The organism is Aminobacter sp. MDW-2 (genome assembly GCF_014250155.1).
Taxonomy (GTDB): Bacteria; Pseudomonadota; Alphaproteobacteria; order Rhizobiales; family Rhizobiaceae; genus Aminobacter; species Aminobacter ciceronei.
On record NZ_CP060197.1, the window covers coordinates 2,181,826 to 2,201,971 of the forward strand.

Sequence of the window (20,146 nt, forward strand, 5' to 3'; positions counted from 1 at the left end):
TCCAGGAGCAGTAAATGGCCGGAAATCTCACATTCGATCAGCTGAAGGAGGCTGTTGCCGCCGGCGAGATCGACACGGTGCTCGCTTGCGCCGTCGACATGCAGGGCCGTCTGATCGGCAAGCGGTTTCTGGCCAAGTATTTTGTCGAATCCGCTTATGACGAGACGCATGGCTGCAACTATCTGCTGGCCAACGACATCGATATGGAGCCGGTGCCCGGCTACAAGGCGGCAAGCTGGTCGAAAGGTTATGGCGACTTCGTCATGAAGCCCGACCTCAACACCATCCGCAACGTGCCCTGGCTCGAAAAGACGGCGCTGCTGCTCTGCGACCTCAAGGATCACCACACCCATGAGGATCTTGCGCACTCGCCGCGTGGCATCCTGCGCAGGCAGGTCAAGCGGCTGCAGGAGCGCGGCTATCTCGCCTATTTCGCCTCCGAGCTCGAATTCTACCTGTTTTCCGAAACCTACGATTCGGCCCGCGCCAAGCACTGGCAGAACCTCGACACCGCGTCGCCCTATATCGGCGACTATCTGATCGGCATCACCACCAAGGAAGAAGGCGTCATGCGCCGGCTTCGCAACGAGATGGAAGCCGCCGGCATTCCGATCGAGAATTCCAAGGGCGAGTGGGGCCCGGGCCAGGAAGAGATCAACGTCCGTTACGCCGAAGTTCTCGAGATGGCCGACCGCCATGTCATCCTGAAGAACGGTGCCAAGGAGATCGCGGCCTCCGAAGGCAAGGCGATCTCGTTCATGTCCAAATACAATTACGGCCTCGCCGGCAACTCCAGCCACATCCACAATTCGCTGTGGAGCGCCGACGGCAAGACGCCGCTGTTCTACGACAAGGGTGCGGAGTGGACCCTGTCCAAGCTCGGCCAGCAATGGTCGGCCGGCCAGCTCAAATATGCCAAGGAGTTCACCTGGTTCCTGGCGCCCTACATCAATTCCTACAAGCGCTTCCAGTCGGGCACGTTCGCGCCGACCAAGATCATGTGGAGCGAAGACAACCGCACTGCCGGCTTCCGCCTCTGCGGCGAGGGCACCAAGGGCATCCGCATGGAGTGCCGCATCGGCGGCGCCGACCTAAACCCCTATCTCGCCTTTGCCGCGCTGATCGCAGCCGGCCTCGCCGGCATCGACGAGAAGCTCGAACTGCAGAAGCCATTCTTCGGTGATGCCTACCAGGCCGCCAGCCTGCCCGAAATCCCGAAGACCTTGCGCGATGCCACCGAGACGCTGGCGTCATCGAAGATGCTCAGGGAAGCGCTCGGCGAGGAGGTCGTCGATCACTACGTCCACACCGCGCGCTGGGAACAGTTCGAATACGACCGCCGCATCACCGACTGGGAGCTGCACAGAGGCTTCGAGCGGTACTAGAGTCACCCTCATTGCGTGACCCTCCTTTGGCCTGCCGGCCAGGGGAGGGTGTTGAACTTGGAAGGACAAAAAACATGACCGAGACGGTCAAACTCAAATCCCCCATCGATGGCTCGATCTATGTCGAGCGGCCGGTCGCTTCCGACCAGGCGATCAATGCTGCGGTCGAACGCGCCCGCGCAGCACAGGCCGATTGGGCGCGCGTGCCGGTCGCCGAGCGTGCCGCCTACATGCTCAAGATGCTCGAGGCGCTGGTTGCGATGAGCGACGAGATCGTGCCGGAACTGGCGTGGCAGATGGGTCGGCCGACCCGCTATGGCGGTGAGTTCGGCGGTGTCAAGGAACGCACCCAGTACATGGTCGAGATCGCCGAGCGCGCGCTCGCGCCGGTGCCGGCGTCCAATCCCAAGGACGGCTTCCGTCGCTATGTGAAGAAGGACCCGCTGGGCGTGGTCATGGTGATTGCGCCGTGGAATTATCCGTATCTCACCGCCGTCAACACCATCGTGCCCGCGCTGATCTCCGGTTCGACCGTCATCCTCAAACATGCCGCTCAGACGCTGCTCGTCGGTGAGCGCTTCGCCCGTGCCTTTGAAGCCGCCGGCCTGCCGAAATACGTCTTCCAGAACCTGGTCCTCAACCACGCGCAGACCGAGAAGCTGCTCGGCTCGGGCAAGATCGACCACGTCAACTTCACCGGCTCGGTCGCCGGCGGCCGCGCCATCGAGAAGGCAGCCGCGGGCACCTTCATGACGCTCGGCCTCGAACTCGGCGGCAAGGATCCGGCCTACGTTCTGCCCGACGCCAAGCTCGACCATGCGGTCGCCAACCTCGTCGAGGGCGCGTTCTTCAATTCGGGCCAGTGCTGCTGCGGCATCGAGCGCGTCTACGTCCACGAGAAGATCTACGACCAGTTCATCGAGGGTTTCATCGCCGAGACCAGGAGCTACGTGCTCGGCAACCCGCTGGAGCAGGCGACCACGATGGGCCCGATGGCGCAGGCGCGCTTCGCCGACTTCATCCGCGAGCAGAAGGCCGAAGCGCTGCGCAAGGGTGCTGTCGCGCACATGAACACCAAAGACGCCCAGGACAAGGAGGGCTCGCCCTATTTGCCGGCCGAGGTGCTGACCAATGTCGACCACCAGATGTCGGTCATGCGCGAGGAAAGCTTCGGCCCGATCGTCGGCATCATGAAGGTGCGCAACGACGAGGAGGCGATCGCGCTGATGAACGACAGCCCCTACGGCCTGACCGCTTCGATCTGGACCGCCGACACCGAGCACGCCATTTCGGTCGGTGATCGTGTCGAAACAGGCACCGTGTTCATGAACCGCTGCGACTATCTCGATCCGGCCCTCGTCTGGACCGGTGTCAAGGACACAGGCAAGGGCGCCGCCCTGTCGCAGATCGGCTACGACAACCTGACCCGGCCGAAGTCCTATCACCTGCGCGAGAAGATCTAGGGGAACCGGATGGCTGATACGGCCCTGGACGACAAACGCACTCCGGCTCCGGGGCCCGTCGGCATAGGTGGCTGGTTGTTGCTGCCGATGCTGGGCCTGTTTGCCGCTCCGATTGTCGGTGTGCTGCAGTTCACAGCTTATGCCGAAGTGTTCAGCGGCTGGCAGTATCTCGATACCCGGCTGGCAGCTTTCATTGTTGCGGAGACCGCGGGCAATATCGTTCTGGCGGTTGTCGCTCCGGTTGTTCTGTTGTTTTTCATGTTCAAACGCCTGGAGATGTTCCCAGGTTGGTACATGATCTGGGCAACTGCGGCGCCGGTTTTCCTGCTCGCCGATGCGTCTGTCGCCTACGCGCTCTTTGCAGAGCCAGGCAGCGAAATCTTCGACAAGGAGACCGTTCGGGGAATAGCGCGGTCCTTCTTATCCGCTGCAATCTGGATTCCTTACATGATGCGTTCCGAGCGCGTGGCCAACACCTTCGTCAACTGACGATTTCGAACCAACCTTCAAGAGATCAAGAAAACATGTCCAAACTCGTTTCCAAGTGGAACTACCCGACCACCGTCCGTTTCGGCGCCGGCCGCATCTCCGAACTGCCCGACGTGCTTGCCGCCACCGGCATCAAGAAGCCGCTGTTCGTCACCGATCCCGGGCTCGCCAAGCTGCCGGTCGTTGCATCCACGCTGAAGATCCTCGACGACGCCAAGGTGCCCTATGGCGTCTTCTCCGACGTCAAGCCGAACCCGGTCGAATCGAACCTCACCGCCGGCATCGCCGTGTTCAAGAAGGGCAAGCATGACGGCGTCATTGCCTTCGGCGGCGGTTCGGCGCTCGATCTCGGCAAGCTGATCGCCTTCCAGGCCGGCCAGACGCTGCCAGTGTGGGATTTCGAGGATGTCGGCGACTGGTGGACCCGCGCCAACTCCGACGCCATCGCCCCCATCATCGCCGTGCCGACCACTGCCGGCACCGGCTCCGAGGTCGGCCGCGCCGGCGTCATCACCAACGAAGAGACCCACACCAAGAAGGTCATTTTCCACCCCAAGCTCTTGCCGGCAATCGTCATTGCCGATCCGGAGCTGTCGGTCGGCATGCCCTCCTTCATCACCGCCGGCACCGGCATGGATGCCTTCGCCCACTGCCTCGAGGCCTATTGCGCGCCGGGCTACCATCCGATGGCCGACGGCATCGCCGTCGAGGGCATCCGCCTGGTGTTCGAGAACCTGCCCAAGGCCTTCGCCAACGGCAAGGACCTCACCGCCCGCGCCCACATGATGAGCGCTGCCGCCATGGGAGCCGCAGCCTTCCAGAAGGGCCTCGGCGCGATTCACTCGCTGTCGCATCCAATCGGCGCGCTCTACGACACCCATCACGGCATGACCAACGCCGTCTTCATGCCTTATGTGCTCGCCTTCAACCGCGACGCCATCGAGGAAAAGATCGTCCGCCTGTCGGCCTATTGCGGAATCAAGGGCGGCTTCGACGGTTTTGCCAAGGCGGTGATCAAGCTGCGCAAGGAACTCAAGGTGCCGCATGCGTTGCCGGGCCTGATCAAGGGTCTCGACATGGACAAGAAGCGCAAGACCCTGATCGCCGACATGGCGGTGGTCGACCCGACCGCAGGCGGCAACCCGGTCAAGCTCACCAAGAAGGCCGCGCTCGGCTTGCTTGAAAACGCCATCGAAGGGACGGTTTGAGACTAGTGCTCGGACACGATCCCGAATTGTATAGTCGGCAAAACAAAGGGGGAGGGCTTGGGGGACATCCGGAATTTAATTAGCCGGTAAACAACGGCGACGATTGCGACAACCGATTAAAAGTAGTTAACTTTTTTCCACTGCGGGCGGTGGCTTCATGGAACTTTCATGCGACTGTCACATGAAGCCATTACCGCATCGCAGGCGTCTCATGGCGTCAGTTCAACGGAGAGAACACATGTTCAAGTTTGCAGGGAAAGTGCTTTCCCTAAGCGCGGCGTCGCTGATGGTGACGACGGCTTTTGTGTCGGCCCAGGATATGGCCGCACTCGAAGCCGCCGCGAAGGCGGAGGGCCAGCTGACCACGATCGCGCTGCCGCATGACTGGTGCGGATATGGCGCCGTCATCGAAGGCTTCAAGAAGAAGTACCCGGAGATCACCATCAACGAGCTGAACCCCGACGCGGGCTCCAGCGACGAGATCGAGGCGATCAAGGCCAACAAGGACAACAAGGGCCCGCAGGCGCCTGACGTCATCGACGTCGGTCTCTCCTACGGTCCGCAGGCCAAGGCCGACGGCCTGATCCAGCCCTACAAGGTCGCGACCTGGGATTCGATCCCCGACACCGCCAAGGACGCCGAAGGCTACTGGTACGGCGACTATTACGGCGTGCTGTCCTTCGAAGTGAACAAGGACCTCGTCAAGAACCCGCCGGCCGACTGGGCCGACCTGCTCAAGGACGAGTATAAGAACTCGGTTGCGCTTGCCGGTGATCCGCGCGCGTCCAATCAGGCGATCCAGGGCGTCTATGCCGCCGGTCTCGGCTCGGGTGCCACCGACGCCGCCTCGGCCGCCGAGAAGGGCCTCGCCTTCTTCAAGGAACTGAACGCCAAGGGCAACTTCGTGCCGGTCATCGGCAAGTCGGCGACGCTCGCCCAGGGCCAGACCCCGATCCTGATCACCTGGGACTACAACGCCCTTGCGGGCCGCGACACGCTGAACGGCAACCCGCCGGTCGACGTCATCGTTCCGGCTTCGGGCGTCGTTGCTGGCGTCTACGTCCAGGCGATCAGCGCTTATGCGCCGCACCCGAACGCTGCCAAGCTGTGGATGGAGTATCTCTATTCCGACGAAGGTCAGCTCGGCTGGCTGAAGGGCTACTGCCACCCGATCCGCTTCAACGATCTCGCAAAGAATGGCAAGATCCCGCAGGAAATGCTCGACAAGCTGCCGCCGGCCGCTGCCTATGAAAAGGCCGTGTTCCCGACGCTTGAAGACCAGGCCAAGGGCAAGGAAGCGATCACCAAGCAGTGGGATGCCGTTGTCGGCGCCAACGTTCAGTAACTGATCTCTGCCATCGCGGGCGGCTTCGCGGCCGCCCGCATTTTCTCTAGAGACGGCGCTCCGATGACCCAAGCCAGCATATCCGACCCGGCCATCGCCGCACGCTCCGCTCCGCCGGATGCGACCCGCGGTTTCCGCTTGCCGACCCATTGGCTCGGCGTCGCACCCTTCTTCATCTTTGCCCTGATGTTCCTGATCCTGCCGACGCTCTATCTCGTCATCGGGGCGTTCCAGAACGACCAGGGTGAGTACACGCTCGACAACATCCGCCAGCTGTTCCTCGACGCTTCGATCCGCGACGCCTATTGGGTGTCGATCAAGATCAGCTTCTGGTCGGCCACTATCGGCGCCTTCATCGGTCTTGCAATGGCGATCGCCATCGTGCGCGGCGGCCTGCCGAACTGGGTGCGCTCGTCGACGATGACGTTTTCGGGCGTCGCCTCCAATTTCGCCGGCGTGCCGCTGGCCTTCGCCTTCCTCGCGACGCTTGGCCGCCTCGGCCTGGTCACGGTGTTGCTGCGCGGCATCGGCATCGACATCTACGCGCTGGGATTCAACGTGTTGACGTCCTGGGGCCTGATCATCGTTTACCTGTTCTTTCAGATCCCGCTGATGATCGTCATCATCACGCCGGCGATCGACGGCCTGAAGCGTGAATGGGGCGAGGCGGCCGCCACGCTCGGCGCCACCACCTGGCAGTACTGGCGCATGGTCGTCATCCCGGTGCTGTGGCCGAGCTTCCTCGGCACGGTCATCCTGCTGTTTGCCAATTCCTTCGGCGCCATCGCCACGGCCTATGCCTTTACCGGCTCATCGCTCAACATCGTGCCGATCAAGCTCTATGCGCAGATCCGCGGCGACGTGCTGCACAACCCACATCTCGGCTATGCGCTGGCCTTCGGCATGATCGTCGTCACCGGCCTCGCCAACATCTTCTACATCTGGTTCCGAACCCGCTCGGAGAGGTGGCTCAAATGAAGACCTCCCGTTTCTGGGCCTGGCTCGTCTTTGCCGTCGGCGCCGCCTATTTCTTCATCCCGCTGATCGCCACTTTCGAGTTCTCGCTGCGCATGCGCCGCGGCGAATATTCCTTCGACGCCTATCGTGTCGTGCTCGGCGACAGCCGTTTCCAGGAAACCTTCGGCTATTCGGTAACGGTTGCAGTCTTCACCATCCTGCTCGGCGTCTTCCTCGTCGTGCCGACGGCCTACTGGATCAGGCTGCGCATGCCGCATCTCCGGCCGATCGTCGAGTTCATCACGCTGCTGCCGCTCGTCATCCCGGCCATCGTCATCGTCTTCGGCTACATCAGGATGTATGGCTCCAACTCGCCGCTGCCGTTCCTCGGCTCGGCGCGTGGCACCGATGCGCTGCTGGTCATCGGCTATGCCACGCTGGCGCTGCCCTACATGTACCGTGCGGTCGACACCGGCCTGCGCACCATCGATGTGCGCACGCTGACCGAAGCCGCGCAGATCCTCGGTGCCGGCTGGGCCACGATCATCGCCCGCGTCATCCTGCCCAACGTGCTGATCGCCGTGCTGTCGGGCGCCTTCCTGACCTTCGCCATCGTCATCGGCGAGTTCACGCTGGCCAGCCTGCTCAACCGTCCGGCCTTCGGTCCGTATCTGCAGAACATCGGCGCCAACCGCGCCTATGAGCCGGCGGCACTTGCGGTCATCGCCTTTGCCATCACCTGGGGCTGCATGTCGGTGATCCAGATCCTCGCCCGTTTCGCGCCGAAGTCGGCAAACCGCCCGAACTGAACAAGAAGAGCACAAGCCAATGGCCGATCCCTTCCTTTCCATCCAGAGCGTCAAGAAATCCTTCGGCAACGTCGCCGTGGTCAAGGACTTCAACCTCGACGTTGGTGCCGGCGAGTTCGTCTCGTTTCTCGGACCATCGGGCTGCGGCAAGACGACCATGCTGCGCATCGTCGCCGGCTTCGAGGAGCCCAGCGCCGGCAAGGTGCTGATCGGCGGCAAGGATGTCACCGGCCTCAAGCCCAACCAGCGTAACATCGGCATGGTGTTTCAGGCCTATGCGCTGTTCCCCAACCTGACCGTCGCCCAGAACATCGGCTTTGGCCTCAAGGTTGCCGGCGTGCCCAAGGCGGAGGCCCAGGCGCGCATCGACGAGATGCTCGGCATCATCAAGCTGCCCGACTTCGGCGACCGCTATCCCTACCAGCTTTCCGGCGGCCAGCAGCAGCGCATAGCACTTGCCCGCGCGCTGGCACCCAAGCCAAAGCTCTTGCTGCTCGACGAGCCGCTGTCGGCGCTCGACGCCAAGGTTCGCATCTCGCTGCGCGAGGAAATCCGTTCGATCCAGAAGAAGCTCGGCATCACCACCATCTTCGTCACCCACGACCAGGAGGAGGCGCTGTCGATGTCCGACCGCATCGTGGTGATGAATGAGGGCCGCGCCGACCAGACCGGCACGCCGTTCGAGATCTACAACCGCCCGTCGACCAAGTTCGTCGCCAATTTCGTCGGCACGCTCAACGTGCTCGAAGGCACGATCAGCGACGCCGCCTCCGGCACTGTCAAGATCAACGCCGAGGAGATCGGCCTCAAGGGCAAGCTCAACGGCTCCAAGTCAGGCGATACGCTGTCGCTGGCGCTGCGTCCCGAGGCGATCTCGCTCGGCCGCAAGGCCGGCAACGATTCGAACCTCACCGGCCAGATCGCCGACGTGCATTTCCTGGGCTCGGTCATCCGCGTCCGCGTCGGCGTCGGCCAGAACGTCGTCTCGCTCGACACCTTCAACAGCCCGAGCAGCCCACCGCCGGTCGTTGGCCAGAAGACCGAAATCAGCTTCTCCTCCGGAGACGTGCTGGTGCTGCACTAGGGGGCCGCTGCCCTTCGCGCGGACCATTGGCATTTCAAAGAGGCGGGGATTTCCCGCCTTATTTTTGGGCACGTTTTCCGATTTGAGCGGGGAGAGAACTCCTACGGTCGTGAAGTTCTATTGGCAGGCTGCTCCGAGCGTGTCGGTGCCAATCTCGACTGCCTCATCCCTTCGCCCCCCCCTCTGGCCTGCCGGCCATCTCCCCCACAAGGAGGGAGATTAGTCGCGTCGCGGTCGGCGCCCATCCTGCTGCGTCGTAAGGATTGGCTTTGCGACGTTGGTGTTTGGCTGGGACGGGGATGAAGGGGTGATCTCCCTCCTGGTGGGGGAGATGGCCGGCAGGCCAGAGGGGGGGGCAAAGGATCGCTATCTGCGCAATTTGGCATCGGACCTTTCGCGCTCTGTCGACTCTGACACGTCATCCCGGGTCTCGCTTCGCTCGCCCGGGATACGATCGATGGTGGCGGGCCTTTCCCCATCGTAACAACAAGCGTGGTTTGGCGAGGGCCTTCCCAAATCCCCCACCGCCCTGTCTACTCCGGCCATGGCCTTCACGCTTCGCCAGCTTCAGTTCTTCGTTGCCGTCGCCGAGCAGGGCACGATCTCGCGCGCGGCGCAGAACCTGTCGATCTCGCAGTCGTCGGTGACCGAGGCGATCAAGGAGCTGGAAGCCGACCTCGGCGTCGAGCTGTTCGAGCGTCATCCGCGCGGACTCAACATCACCCATAAGGGCCACCAGTTCCTGCGCCACGCCACCAAGATCCTGGCCGACGTCTCCGACGCCCGGCGCACCTTTTTCGGCGGGCAGGCGACCGCGACCGGACAGCTCAAACTTGGCGTCACTTCGCTGGTTGCGGGTTACGTGCTGTCCGATCTGCTTGCGCGCTACCGCCGCGCCCATCCGGCTGTCGAGATCTCGGCTATCGAGGACAATGGCGACTACCTCGAGCATCTGCTTGTCGGCGGCAAGCTCGATCTCGCCGTCATGGTCACCTCCAACCTGCGTGACCGCATGGCTCTGCAATCGGAAATCCTCGAGGTCTCCGCCTATCGTCTCTGGCTACCGCTCGGCCATCCGCTCGCCTCGGCAGAAATCATCAGCGTGGGCGACATCGCATCCGAGCCACTGATCATGCTGTCGGTCGACGAGATCGAGGAAAACACCGGCAAACTGCTTTCGGCGATCGGTGCCAAGCCGCATGTCGCCTTCCGGACACGTTCGGTCGAGGCGGTGCGTTCGCTGGTGGCGACAGGGGCAGGGGTGGCACTGCTGCCCGACCTCGTCTACCGGCCGTGGTCACTGGAAGGCGATCGTATCGAGTCCCGCGACGTCTCGGGTTCGCTGCCGGTGGTGCAGGTCGGCATGGTGTGGCGGCGCGGCTCGTCGTTGCCAGCCGCGGCGCGCGATTTCATCGGCATCGCGCAAGCACAGCGGACTGTTCGCCAGAAGCTTTGACGCATCTGCTCGGTATCGGAAAAACCGATATCACCCTTCTTTCGAATGAATTTGCGAAACCTGCGCTTTCGCAGCACCTTTCGTCTCAGGGCAACACCGCCAATGGGAGAGCGGTTCCTGCACATGGGAGGATCGAGATGAAGACATTTCTGAAATCCTGCACGGCAATCGCCTTGGCCTGCAGCTTTTCCGGCCAGGCGGTGGCGCAGGTCAAGGAAATCGGCAAGGGCGAGGGGCAGGTCAACATCATCGCCTGGCCGGGCTACATCGAGCGTGGCGAGACCGACAAGAATTACGACTGGGTGACGGAGTTCGAAAAGGCGTCGGGCTGCAAGGTCAACGTCAAGACTGCAGCCACGTCTGACGAAATGGTCGCGCTGATGAACGAAGGCGGCTTCGACCTCGTCACTGCCTCGGGCGACGCCTCGCTCCGCCTCGTCGCCGGCAAGCGCGTCCAGCCGATCAATACCGATTTGGTCAAGAGCTGGTCAACCATCGATGAGCGCCTCAAGGATGCGCCGTGGTTCACCGTCGACAGCCAGCATTACGGCGTGCCCTATCAGTGGGGGCCCAACGTGCTGATGTACAACACCAACGTCTTCAAGGAAGCGCCGAAGAGCTGGAACGTCGTGTTCGAGCCGATGGACCTGCCCGACGGCAAGCCCAACAAGGGACGCGTCCAGGCCTATGACGGCGCGATCCACATCGCGGACGCTGCCAACTACCTGATGGCCCACAAGCCCGACCTCGGTATCAAGGATCCCTACGAGCTCAACGAGGACCAGTACAAGGCGGCCCTCGACCTGCTGCGCGTCCAGCGTACGCTTGTCGGCCGCTACTGGCACGACGCCATGATCCAGGTCGACGACTTCAAGAACGAAGGCGTCGTGGCTTCGGGATCGTGGCCATTCCAGGTCAACCTGCTTGGCTCGGAAAAGCAGCCCGTCGGCTCGACGATCCCGGAGGAAGGCGCCACCGGCTGGGCCGACACGACGATGATGCATGTCGATGCCGCCAATCCGAACTGCGCCTATATGTGGCTCGAGCATTCGCTGAACCCCAAGCTGCAGGGCGATCTTGCTGCGTGGTTCGGGTCTAACCCGGTCGTGCCGGCTGCTTGCAAGGGCAACGAACTGCTGACCGATGCGGGCTGCAAGGCCAACGGCTTCGAGGACTTCGCCAAGATCAAGTTCTGGCGGACCCCAGTGTCGAAATGCGCCAGCCAGAACGACCAATGCGTGCCCTATTATCGCTGGGTGTCAGACTATATCGGCGTGATCGGCGGCCGCTGAGGCCGGCAACGAAACGATGCCCCCCTCGCCAGGCCGCTTGCGGCCGACCCTCTCCCCACGGGGAGAGGGGGCGGAGGCACCAACCGAGCTTAAACGACCGCCTGACGGCGGCAGACAAGCATCGGCGGCCGTGGGTCGGCCGGATGCGTTGCCATGGCCAGGCCATCACCCGGGCGCACATGGCCCAGACATCGGAAGCCAAAGACGATGACCCCAGCAGTCGCCTTTCAGAAAACCTCGCGCCATTTCGGCGCGGTGCGCGCGGTCGATGCCGTCGACCTCGAGATCAAGCCTGGTGAGTTCTTCGCCATGCTGGGTCCCTCGGGTTCGGGCAAGACCACCTGCCTCCGGCTGATCGCCGGCTTCGAGCAGCCGACCTCGGGCAGCATCTCAATCTTCGGCGAACGTGCCGAGGGCGTGCCGCCTTACCGGCGCAACGTCAACACGGTGTTCCAGGACTACGCGCTGTTTCCGCATCTCAACGTGCTCGACAACGTCGCCTACGGCCTGATGGTCAAGGGCGTTGGCAAGGACGAGCGCCATCGCGCCGCCGAAGATGCGCTCAAGCTTGTGCAACTGCCGGGTTACGGCGGCCGCAAGCCGAGCCAGCTGTCCGGCGGCCAGAGGCAGCGTGTGGCGCTGGCGCGTGCGCTGGTCAACAAGCCCAAGGTGCTGCTGCTCGACGAGCCGCTCGGTGCGCTCGACCTCAAGCTGCGCGAGAGCATGCAGGAAGAACTCAAGCAATTGCAGAAGGCGCTGGGCATCACTTTCGTCTTCGTCACCCACGACCAGGGCGAAGCGCTGTCGATGGCCGACCGGGTCGCCGTGTTCAATGACGGCCGTATCATGCAGGTCGGTGCCCCGGAAGAAATCTACCAGCGCCCGGCCTCGCGCTTCGTCGCCGATTTCGTCGGTTCGTCCAACGTGCTACCGCCCGATTTTGTCCAGCGTTATGCCGGCCAGCACCGCTGGGGCAGCCTCAGGCCGGAGCAGATCCGTGTCCGCTCCGACACGTCTGGCGACGGCGTCGCGGCGCGCGTCGTCTCGCGTCACTATCTGGGTGCGGCCACCAAACTTTCGCTCGACGCCAACGGCTTGAGACTGCACGCGACGCTGCCGTCAGGTACTGCCGTGCCCGAGGACGGCGCCCATGTCATGCTGACCTTCAACCGCGACCAGCTCCACCTCATGGAGGAGCAGGCATGAGCGTCCAGGCTGTGTCAGGCACATCCAACGTGGCTGCGGCGATCCTGCCCCGGCGCGGCGGACTGGCCGGCTCGTTTTCGGACCTCTTGTGGCGCAAGCCGGGCTTGCTGCTGTTCCTGATGCTGGCGCCGCCGCTGCTCTGGCTCGGCGTCGTCTATATCGGCTCGCTGATCGCACTTCTGGCGCAGAGCTTCTTTTCGATCGACGAGTTCTCCGGGCTGATCAGCCGCGAGCTGACGCTGAAGACCTATGGCGACCTGTTGCAGGCGGCCAATCTCGACATCATCGTCCGGACGGTGACGATGGCCGCAGTGGTGACGCTGGCTTCAGCCATCATCGCGTTCCCGATCGCCTACTACGCCGCGCGCTATGCCCGCGGCACCTGGAAAGCGCTGTTCTATCTCGGGGTCATGCTGCCCTTGTGGTCGAGCTACCTGGTCAAGATCTATGCCTGGAAGCTGATCCTCGCCAAAGAAGGCATCCTGACCTGGCTGTTTGCCAAACTGCATCTGTCGTGGCTGCTCGACAGCTGGCTGTCGCTGCCCGTCATTGGCGGAAACTCGCTGTCGGTATCGTTCACCGGCACATTCATCGTCTTCGTCTATGTCTGGCTGCCATTCATGATCCTGCCGATCCAGGCAGCACTCGAACGTGTGCCGGGCAATCTGGTCGAGGCCTCGTCAGACCTCGGCGCGTCACCAAGGCAGACGTTCCGCAACGTGCTGTTCCCGCTGGCGCTGCCCGGCATCGTTGCCGGCTCGATCTTCACATTCTCGCTGACGCTGGGCGACTACATCATCCCGCAGATCATCGGCACGTCCAGGCTTTTCATCGGTCAGGCGGTCTATGCCCAGCAGGGAACCGCCGGCAACATCCCTCTCGCCGCCGCCTTCACCGTGGTGCCCGTCGTCATTATGGGCTTCTACCTCTGGGGCGCCAAACGCATGGGAGCCTTCGATGCGCTCTGACCGCTCGCAATCTGCCCCGACCGGCCTCAAGATCGCAGCTGCCGCGGGCCTTGCCTTCCTGCACCTGCCCATCCTGCTGATCTTCGTCTACGCCTTCACCACCGAAGAGAAGAGCTACCAGTGGCCGCCGCCCGGCTTTACCACCCAGTGGTTCGCCGTGACGTGGGGACGTGCCGACGTCTGGCAGGCGCTGGGGCTTTCGGTGCAGGTCGCGGCGATCTCGACCGGTATCGCGCTGGTGCTCGGCACGCTCTGTGCCGCTGCCGTCAGCCAGACCAGGTTTTTTGGCCGCGAGGCGATCTCGCTGCTGGTCATCCTTCCCATCGCGCTACCCGGCATTATCACCGGCATCGCACTGCGCTCGGCCTTCAGCCTGGCGGAGATCCCGTTCTCGTTCTGGACGATCGTGCTGGGACACGCGACGTTCTGCGTCGTGGTCGTCTACAACAACGCGGTGGCACGGTTCCGCCGGACCTCGGGCTCGCTCATCGAAGCATCGATGGATCTCGGCGCCGACGGCTACCAGACGTTCAGGCATGTGATCCTGCCCAACATAGGCACGGCACTTCTGGCCGGTGGCATGCTCGCCTTTGCGCTGTCCTTCGACGAAGTCATTGTCACCACCTTCACCGCCGGACAGCAGCAGACGCTGCCGATCTGGATGCTGGAGGAACTGGTCCGGCCGCGCCAGCGCCCGGTCACCAATGTCGTCGCCATGGTCGTCGTGCTCGCGACCCTGCTGCCCATCCTTGCCGCCTATTACCTGACCCGCGAAGGCGACCAGATCGCCGGCGCCGGCAAATAAGCCTCGAAAGGGAGAAATCATGGACACCCAGATGCTCATCGGCTCGAAATTCGAGCGGGGAACAGAGACCGAGGAAGCGATCCTCAACCCGCGCACCGGCGAGACGATTCTCAGCCTGCCGGAGGCCTCGCCGGCGCAGATCGAGGCGGCGGTTACGGCAGCGCAGACGGCGTTCGTGACGTGGTCGAAGACCACGCCGGCGCAGCGCTCGGGCTACCTGCTCAAGATCGCCGACCGCATCGAGGCCGAGGCGGAAGCCTTTGCCAGGCTCGAGGCACTCAACTGCGGCAAGCCGATCAACGCCGTGCTCAATGACGAGATTCCGGCTATCGTCGACTGCTACCGCTTCTTCGCCGGCGCGGTGCGCTCGATGCCGGGTCTGGTGGCGGGCGAGTATCTGCCCGGGCACACCTCGATGATCCGCCGCGACCCCGTAGGCATCGTCGCCTCTATCGCGCCGTGGAACTATCCGCTGATGATGATGGCTTGGAAGCTGGCACCGGCAATCGCCGGCGGCAACACTGTCGTCTTCAAGCCTTCGGAGCAGACGCCGCTGACGGCACTGAAGCTCGCCAGGATTCTCGCTGAGGTCCTGCCGGAAGGCGTGGTCAATGTCGCGCTCGGCCGCGGCGAGAGTGTCGGCAATGCGCTGATCAACCATGCGGCGGTCAGCATGATCTCGATTACCGGCGACGTCGCCACCGGCAAGAAGGTGTTGCAGGCGGCGGCCAAGTCGGTCAAACGCACGCATCTCGAACTCGGCGGCAAGGCGCCGGTCATCGTCTTCGACGATGCCGACATCGACGCCGTGGTCAGCGGCCTGCGCGCTTTCGGCTACTACAATGCCGGCCAGGACTGCACGGCGGCCTGCCGCATCTACGCCGGGAAAAAGGTCTACGACAAGCTCGTCGCCGACCTGTCGTCAGCAGTGTCTACCATCCGCTACGGCCAGGCCGACGACACCGAAAACGAGATCGGGCCGCTCATCTCCAGGCGCCAGCGCGACCGCGTTGCCTCCTTCGTCGAACGGGCCTCCGAGCTCAAGCACATCGAGATCACCACAGGCGGCAAGCCGGGCGAGGGCGGCGGCTTCTACTACCAGCCGACGGTCGTCGCCGGCGCGCTGCAGGAGGACGAGATCGTGCGCCGCGAGGTGTTCGGCCCGGTGGTATCGGTAACGCGTTTCTCCGACGTCGACGAGGCGGTCAACTGGGCCAATGACAGCGACTACGGCCTGGCGTCGTCGGTGTGGACCAAGGACATCTCGCGCGGCATGGCGACCGCGGCGCGGCTGCAATATGGCTGCACCTGGATCAACACGCACTTCATGCTGACCAACGAGATGCCGCATGGCGGTCTGAAACAGTCCGGCTACGGCAAGGACATGTCGGTCTACGCGCTGGAGGACTACACCGCCGTACGCCATGTCATGATCGCGCATGGGTGAGCGGCCGTTTTCGCGCGCAGCGCGAAAGCCATGATGCCGGTGGCATCATGGCAGGCCAGCGAATGCCGGGACGCTGCCGCAGGCTGCGGGATCCGGCTGGACGGGCAGGCAGATGAGGGAGCACAGCTTGTCGTACCCGCCCTCATCCGGCCCTTCGGGCCACCTTCTCCCCGTGAACGGGGCAAAGGAAACAAGGGAGGAAAAGACATGCATCGTCGTCAGTTTCTCGCATCCGCAGCCGTTGCTGCATTCCTCGCTACGGCTCCAGCCATCGGGCCGGCGCTGGCGCAGGACACGCCGCAGGCTGTCGTCGACGCCTATCTCGCCGCCTGGAATGCCCATGACTCGGCCAAGGCGGCCGAACATTTCGCCGACAACGTCGTCTACTACGACGCTTCGGTCGGCAAGCCCGTCGAGGGCAAGGAAGCTGCCAAGACCGGCGTCATCGACAATTTCCTGAAGGCTGTACCCGATGCCGTCTGGACGATGAAGGGCAAGCCCGTGGTGCAGGACGACCGCGTGTCGTTCGAATGGGAATTCTCCGGCACCAACACCGGCGACTGGGCCGACGGCACCAAGGCGACCGGCAAGAAGTTTGCCTTCACCGGCGCCTCGATGTTCTCGGTCAAGGATGGCAAGATCGCCAGCCAGAGCGACTATTATGACGCGCTCGGTTTCTACAAGCAGCTTGGCCTGATGTAGCCGGTCAGGCGAAGCCGTACTGTGTCATCAGCGCCGTCATGCGCAATGCAGCGAGGTCAGGCTTGTCGAGCACATTGGCCTGGTCGGCGAGGCGGAAGATGTCGGCGTAGTGCAGTGCACCTCTTGCCGATTGCATGCCGGCGGGCATGGTGAAGTGGCTCTGGTGGCCGTTGAGCCAGGCGAGGAAGACGACGCCGGCCTTGTAATATTGCGTCGGCGCCTCGAAAATCTTGCGCGACAACGGCACTGTCGGCTCGATGGTGCCACGGAAGGTGGCGAGGTCGCCCTTGGCCAAGGCTGCCAGCGCCTTGGATGCCTGGGGCGCTACCGCATCGAAGATGCCGAGCAGCGCGTGGCTGTGGCGCGTGCCGTCACCTTCTATCAGGGTGGCATAGTTGAAGTCATCGCCGGTGAAGCAGATCACGTCCTGGGGCAGACGCCGGCGCAGCTCGACCTCATAGGCCTGGTCAAGCAGCGAGATCTTGATGCCTTCGACCTTGTCCTGGTGATCGGTGATGATGGACAGCACGGTCAGCAACGTGTCCTCGAAACGGTCGCCGCCCCAATAGCCTGTGAGTTCGGGATCGAACATGTCGCCCAACCAGTGGAGGACGACTTTGTCCTTGGCCTGGCCAAGGATGCGGCCGTAGACCTTGCGGTAGTCGTCGGGGGATTTCGCGACATGGGCGAGCGCCCGGCTCGCCATCAGAATCGCGCGGCCGCCATGCTTCTCGATGAATCCGAGCTGTTCCTCGTAAGCCGAGATGACGTCATCGAGTGATTTGGCATCCTGTTTGGGCAACTGGTCGGTGCCCGCGCCGCAAGCGAGGTCGGCACCCGGCACCGTGCGCGCTTCGGCGAGTGAGCGGCTGATCAGCTCCTGCGCGCCCGCCCAATCCAGCCCCATGCCGCGCTGCGAGGTGTCCATCGCCTCGGCGATCTTGAAGCCGAGCGACCAGAGATGATGGCGGAAGGCCATGGTCGCATCCCAGTCGATTACAGGGCTGTTCCAGGGCAGCGTGTCGGCCCACGGGTCGGAGACGACATGCGCAGCCGCGTAGGCGATACGATTGAAAACGGGGGCGGCTTCAGGTCGTTCGATCGGTGTGCCGACAAGTGTGTAGGTCTCGATCGAGCGGTCTGTCCGCGGAAGCTTCACTGCCTTGGCCATGGGTTCCTCCCTGATCGGTTGCATCTGGTAATTTAGATCGTTCCAAATTTCAAGCCGGAATTGTGAGGTCTGGCGCAGGTGTGCCGGTCGATCGGGCGGTGCATCGATATGCTGGGACGGCTTCAGGGCAAAATAGCATTACAAATCGTTTGAAAGCGCGAATTGTGTACAATTCTGGCATTCTGGTGGCCAAGGCCTTTGGGTTCTGCCGATGTGAAAAGGATGGTATCGCCGTTCTTCCTTGCTTGACAGTTTGGAACGTTCCAATTAATGGACTCGGAAAAGGGAGCCAGAGACGCTCGCCAGGAGGATCGTTTTGAAGCAGCCGAAGGTGACAGTTGTCGATGTTGCGCATGCCGCCGGCGTGTCGAAGTCGACCGTGTCGCTCGTCCTTCAAGGCAGCTCGCTGGTCAATGAAACGACCCGCGCCAAGGTCGGCGCCGTCATCCGCGAGCTCGGCTACGTCTACAACCGCAGCGCCGCCAATTTGCGCCAGTCGAAATCCAAGATCGTCGGCATCGTCGTCAATGACCTGACCAACAGCTTTTTTGCCGAACTGGCGGTGGGCATGGACATGGTGGTGCAGTCGGCCGGCTACATCCAGTTCATGGCCAACTCGGCCGAGAATCCCGACCGCCAGGCCGAGGTGATCGCCTCGATGCGCGAGCATGGCATGGCCGGGCTGATCCTGTCGCCGGCGCGCGGGACGACATCAGCCGATCTCCGGCCGCTGGTCGACAGCGGCATTCCTGTCGTGCTGGTGGCGCGCAACGTGCCGGGGCTCAAGGTCTCCTCCGTGGTGTCGGACGGACATGCCGGGGCTGCAGCTGCCGTGCGCCACCTGATCGAGCTCGGTCATCGGCGCATCGCCTTCCTCGGCGGCTTCAACGACACGGCTGTATTCGACGAACGCATGCGCGGTTTTCGCGACGCTCTGGTGGAGGCGGGGCTCGATGCCTCGGACGAGCTGGTGATCAGTTCGGCGCCGTCGCGTGCAGGCGGAGTGGCGGCGGTCGAGCGGCTGTTGTCTATGGCCGACCGGCCGACGGCGGCGCTCTGCTTCAATGATGCGGTAGCCTTCGGCGCATGCGACGGGCTGCGCAGCGCCCGCATCGAACCGGGCGTCGATTTCGGCGTCATCGGCTTCGACGACGTGATCGAGGCAAAAACGGCGGTGCCGGCGCTGACCACTGTTTCGGTCGATCCGCAGGGCATGGGCCGGAGGGCGGCGCAACTCCTGCTCAAGCAGATCAATTCAGGTGATTTCGAGCCTGAGGCGCTGGTCGCCTCGGTGCGGCTGGTGGTGCGCGAGAGCTGCGGCGCGGCACAGCGGATGAAACGAGAGGCGATGACGGCATGACACGCTGGGGTCTGATCGGGGCGAGCACCATCGCCAGGGAATGGGTCATCGGCGCGATCCGTGCGACCGGCGGCGAGGTGGTGTCCGTCATGAGCACCAATGCCGAGCGCGGCCGCGACTATGCCCAGGCGAACGGCATCGCGAAGTCGGTGACGTCGCTTGAGGACATTACAGGCGATGCCGGTATCGACGCCGTCTACATCTCGACCACCAACGAATTGCATGTGGAACAGGCGATTGCCGCGGCTAAGGCCGGCAAGCATGTGCTGTGCGAGAAACCATTGGCGCTGACCATTTCTGACGCCCGGGCAATGGTGCATGAGGCGAAGGATGCCGGGGTCGTCCTGGCGACGAACCACCATCTGCGCAATGCGGGAAGCCACCGGGCGATGCGCGACGCAATTGCCGTAGGCCGTATCGGCAAGCCGCTGGCGGCGCGTGTGTTTCATGCCGTCTATCTTCCGCCGCATCTGCAGGGCTGGCGGCTCGACAAGCCGCAGGCCGGCGGTGGCGTGATCCTCGATATCACGGTGCATGACGCCGACACTTTGCGCTTCGTGCTCAATGACGATCCAGTCGAGGCCGTCGCCTTCAGCCAGGCGGGTGGCATGGGGCAGGCGGGCCTCGAAGACGCAGTGATGGGAGTGCTGCGCTTCAGGTCAGGCGTGATCGCGCAGTTCCATGACGCGTTCACCACCAAGTTCGCCGAGACCGGTTTCGAGGTGCACGGCACCGAGGGTTCGCTGATCGCGCGCAATGTCATGACGCAGAAGCCGGTCGGCTCGGTCGTGCTGCGCAATGCCGAGGGCGAACACGAGCTCGATCTCGACCAGCGCAATCTCTACGAAGCGGGCCTGCAGGCGTTCCATGATGCTGTCGCCGGCAAGGGCAGACCGTCTGCCACGGGCGAAGACGGCGTATGGTCGCTGGCGACGGGTCTTGCCGTGGTCAAGTCGGCGGCGACGGGCAAGGCAGTGGCGATCGAGGCGGGGCTCTGAC

Annotated in this window: 18 protein-coding genes; 17 read left to right on the top strand and 1 reads right to left on the bottom strand. The window is 63.3% G+C overall.

Features of this window, described 5'->3' with window-relative positions; genetic code table 11:
• The first annotated feature begins 14 nt into the window (after positions 1-14).
• The 15 genes from H5P29_RS10660 (at position 15) to H5P29_RS10730 (ending at position 16,616) form a co-directional block, all read left to right on the top strand.
• On the top strand, positions 15-1,385 hold the full coding sequence (locus H5P29_RS10660) for a glutamine synthetase family protein (RefSeq protein WP_154386950.1): 1,371 nt from the start codon (positions 15-17) through the stop codon (positions 1,383-1,385).
• A gap of 74 nt (positions 1,386-1,459) precedes the next feature.
• Positions 1,460-2,848: an aldehyde dehydrogenase family protein gene (locus H5P29_RS10665; protein ID WP_154386951.1), complete on the top strand. Its 1,389-nt coding sequence runs from the start codon at positions 1,460-1,462 to the stop codon at positions 2,846-2,848.
• 9 nt (positions 2,849-2,857) lie between these two features.
• On the top strand, positions 2,858-3,337 hold the full coding sequence (locus tag H5P29_RS10670) for a DUF2569 domain-containing protein (protein WP_067958220.1): 480 nt from the start codon (positions 2,858-2,860) through the stop codon (positions 3,335-3,337).
• A 35-nt stretch (positions 3,338-3,372) separates the two neighbouring features.
• A complete protein-coding gene (locus H5P29_RS10675; RefSeq protein ID WP_067958223.1) occupies positions 3,373-4,545 on the top strand; it encodes an iron-containing alcohol dehydrogenase in 1,173 nt (390 codons plus the stop codon).
• A gap of 238 nt (positions 4,546-4,783) precedes the next feature.
• The gene (locus tag H5P29_RS10680) at positions 4,784-5,890 is read left to right on the top strand and encodes an ABC transporter substrate-binding protein (protein ID WP_154386952.1); all 1,107 of its coding nucleotides are present in this window, start codon (positions 4,784-4,786) and stop codon (positions 5,888-5,890) included.
• A gap of 63 nt (positions 5,891-5,953) precedes the next feature.
• Positions 5,954-6,868 (top strand): ABC transporter permease subunit, encoded by a 915-nt coding sequence (locus H5P29_RS10685; RefSeq protein WP_067958232.1) that lies wholly within the window; start codon positions 5,954-5,956, stop codon positions 6,866-6,868.
• On the top strand, positions 6,865-7,656 hold the full coding sequence (locus H5P29_RS10690; protein WP_067958235.1) for an ABC transporter permease: 792 nt from the start codon (positions 6,865-6,867) through the stop codon (positions 7,654-7,656). Before H5P29_RS10685 ends, H5P29_RS10690 begins: the two co-directional genes overlap by 4 nt.
• A 19-nt stretch (positions 7,657-7,675) precedes the next feature.
• Positions 7,676-8,740, top strand: a complete 1,065-nt coding sequence (locus H5P29_RS10695; protein ID WP_067958237.1) for an ABC transporter ATP-binding protein — start codon at positions 7,676-7,678, stop codon at positions 8,738-8,740.
• A 544-nt stretch (positions 8,741-9,284) separates the two neighbouring features.
• Positions 9,285-10,196, top strand: a complete 912-nt coding sequence (locus H5P29_RS10700; protein ID WP_067958240.1) for a LysR family transcriptional regulator — start codon at positions 9,285-9,287, stop codon at positions 10,194-10,196.
• Between the two features lie 137 nt (positions 10,197-10,333).
• Positions 10,334-11,488, top strand: a complete 1,155-nt coding sequence (locus H5P29_RS10705) for an ABC transporter substrate-binding protein (protein ID WP_067958243.1) — start codon at positions 10,334-10,336, stop codon at positions 11,486-11,488.
• A 207-nt stretch (positions 11,489-11,695) separates the two neighbouring features.
• A complete protein-coding gene (locus H5P29_RS10710) occupies positions 11,696-12,694 on the top strand; it encodes an ABC transporter ATP-binding protein (RefSeq protein ID WP_154386953.1) in 999 nt (332 codons plus the stop codon).
• On the top strand, positions 12,691-13,662 hold the full coding sequence (locus H5P29_RS10715; protein ID WP_154386954.1) for an ABC transporter permease: 972 nt from the start codon (positions 12,691-12,693) through the stop codon (positions 13,660-13,662). The genes H5P29_RS10710 and H5P29_RS10715 overlap by 4 nt, the downstream gene beginning before the upstream one ends.
• A complete protein-coding gene (locus H5P29_RS10720; RefSeq protein WP_154386955.1) occupies positions 13,652-14,467 on the top strand; it encodes an ABC transporter permease in 816 nt (271 codons plus the stop codon). The genes H5P29_RS10715 and H5P29_RS10720 overlap by 11 nt, the downstream gene beginning before the upstream one ends.
• Before the next feature lie 19 nt (positions 14,468-14,486).
• Complete coding sequence (locus H5P29_RS10725; RefSeq protein ID WP_154386956.1) at positions 14,487-15,914, top strand: gamma-aminobutyraldehyde dehydrogenase; 1,428 nt, start codon at positions 14,487-14,489, stop codon at positions 15,912-15,914.
• 207 nt (positions 15,915-16,121) lie between these two features.
• Positions 16,122-16,616, top strand: coding sequence for an ester cyclase (locus tag H5P29_RS10730; protein WP_154386957.1), 495 nt, complete (start codon positions 16,122-16,124; stop codon positions 16,614-16,616).
• A gap of 4 nt (positions 16,617-16,620) precedes the next feature.
• On the opposite strand, the gene H5P29_RS10735 is transcribed toward H5P29_RS10730, so the two are convergent.
• Positions 16,621-17,787, bottom strand: coding sequence for a dihydrodipicolinate synthase family protein (locus H5P29_RS10735; protein ID WP_185910329.1), 1,167 nt, complete (start codon positions 17,785-17,787; stop codon positions 16,621-16,623).
• A 316-nt stretch (positions 17,788-18,103) separates the two neighbouring features.
• On the opposite strand from H5P29_RS10735, the gene H5P29_RS10740 reads away from it, so the two are divergent.
• Together H5P29_RS10740 and H5P29_RS10745 are read left to right on the top strand one after the other, a co-directional pair.
• Positions 18,104-19,147, top strand: a complete 1,044-nt coding sequence (locus tag H5P29_RS10740; protein ID WP_154386959.1) for a LacI family DNA-binding transcriptional regulator — start codon at positions 18,104-18,106, stop codon at positions 19,145-19,147.
• Positions 19,144-20,145 (top strand): Gfo/Idh/MocA family protein, encoded by a 1,002-nt coding sequence (locus H5P29_RS10745; RefSeq protein ID WP_067958262.1) that lies wholly within the window; start codon positions 19,144-19,146, stop codon positions 20,143-20,145. The genes H5P29_RS10740 and H5P29_RS10745 overlap by 4 nt, the downstream gene beginning before the upstream one ends.
• The last annotated feature ends 1 nt before the right edge of the window (position 20,146 follow it).

Excerpts from the sequence above, each read along its gene's own strand:
- H5P29_RS10660 (WP_154386950.1), top strand. The coding sequence starts at position 15 with ATGGCCGGAAATCTCACATTCGATCAGCTGAAGGAGGCTGTTGCCGCC.
- H5P29_RS10665 (WP_154386951.1), top strand. The coding sequence starts at position 1,460 with ATGACCGAGACGGTCAAACTCAAATCCCCCATCGATGGCTCGATCTAT.
- H5P29_RS10670 (WP_067958220.1), top strand. The coding sequence starts at position 2,858 with ATGGCTGATACGGCCCTGGACGACAAACGCACTCCGGCTCCGGGGCCC.
- H5P29_RS10675 (WP_067958223.1), top strand. The coding sequence starts at position 3,373 with ATGTCCAAACTCGTTTCCAAGTGGAACTACCCGACCACCGTCCGTTTC.
- H5P29_RS10680 (WP_154386952.1), top strand. The coding sequence starts at position 4,784 with ATGTTCAAGTTTGCAGGGAAAGTGCTTTCCCTAAGCGCGGCGTCGCTG.
- H5P29_RS10685 (WP_067958232.1), top strand. The coding sequence starts at position 5,954 with ATGACCCAAGCCAGCATATCCGACCCGGCCATCGCCGCACGCTCCGCT.
- H5P29_RS10690 (WP_067958235.1), top strand. The coding sequence starts at position 6,865 with ATGAAGACCTCCCGTTTCTGGGCCTGGCTCGTCTTTGCCGTCGGCGCC.
- H5P29_RS10695 (WP_067958237.1), top strand. The coding sequence starts at position 7,676 with ATGGCCGATCCCTTCCTTTCCATCCAGAGCGTCAAGAAATCCTTCGGC.
- H5P29_RS10700 (WP_067958240.1), top strand. The coding sequence starts at position 9,285 with ATGGCCTTCACGCTTCGCCAGCTTCAGTTCTTCGTTGCCGTCGCCGAG.
- H5P29_RS10705 (WP_067958243.1), top strand. The coding sequence starts at position 10,334 with ATGAAGACATTTCTGAAATCCTGCACGGCAATCGCCTTGGCCTGCAGC.
- H5P29_RS10710 (WP_154386953.1), top strand. The coding sequence starts at position 11,696 with ATGACCCCAGCAGTCGCCTTTCAGAAAACCTCGCGCCATTTCGGCGCG.
- H5P29_RS10715 (WP_154386954.1), top strand. The coding sequence starts at position 12,691 with ATGAGCGTCCAGGCTGTGTCAGGCACATCCAACGTGGCTGCGGCGATC.
- H5P29_RS10720 (WP_154386955.1), top strand. The coding sequence starts at position 13,652 with ATGCGCTCTGACCGCTCGCAATCTGCCCCGACCGGCCTCAAGATCGCA.
- H5P29_RS10725 (WP_154386956.1), top strand. The coding sequence starts at position 14,487 with ATGGACACCCAGATGCTCATCGGCTCGAAATTCGAGCGGGGAACAGAG.
- H5P29_RS10730 (WP_154386957.1), top strand. The coding sequence starts at position 16,122 with ATGCATCGTCGTCAGTTTCTCGCATCCGCAGCCGTTGCTGCATTCCTC.
- H5P29_RS10735 (WP_185910329.1), bottom strand. The coding sequence starts at position 17,787 with ATGGCCAAGGCAGTGAAGCTTCCGCGGACAGACCGCTCGATCGAGACC.
- H5P29_RS10745 (WP_067958262.1), top strand. The coding sequence starts at position 19,144 with ATGACACGCTGGGGTCTGATCGGGGCGAGCACCATCGCCAGGGAATGG.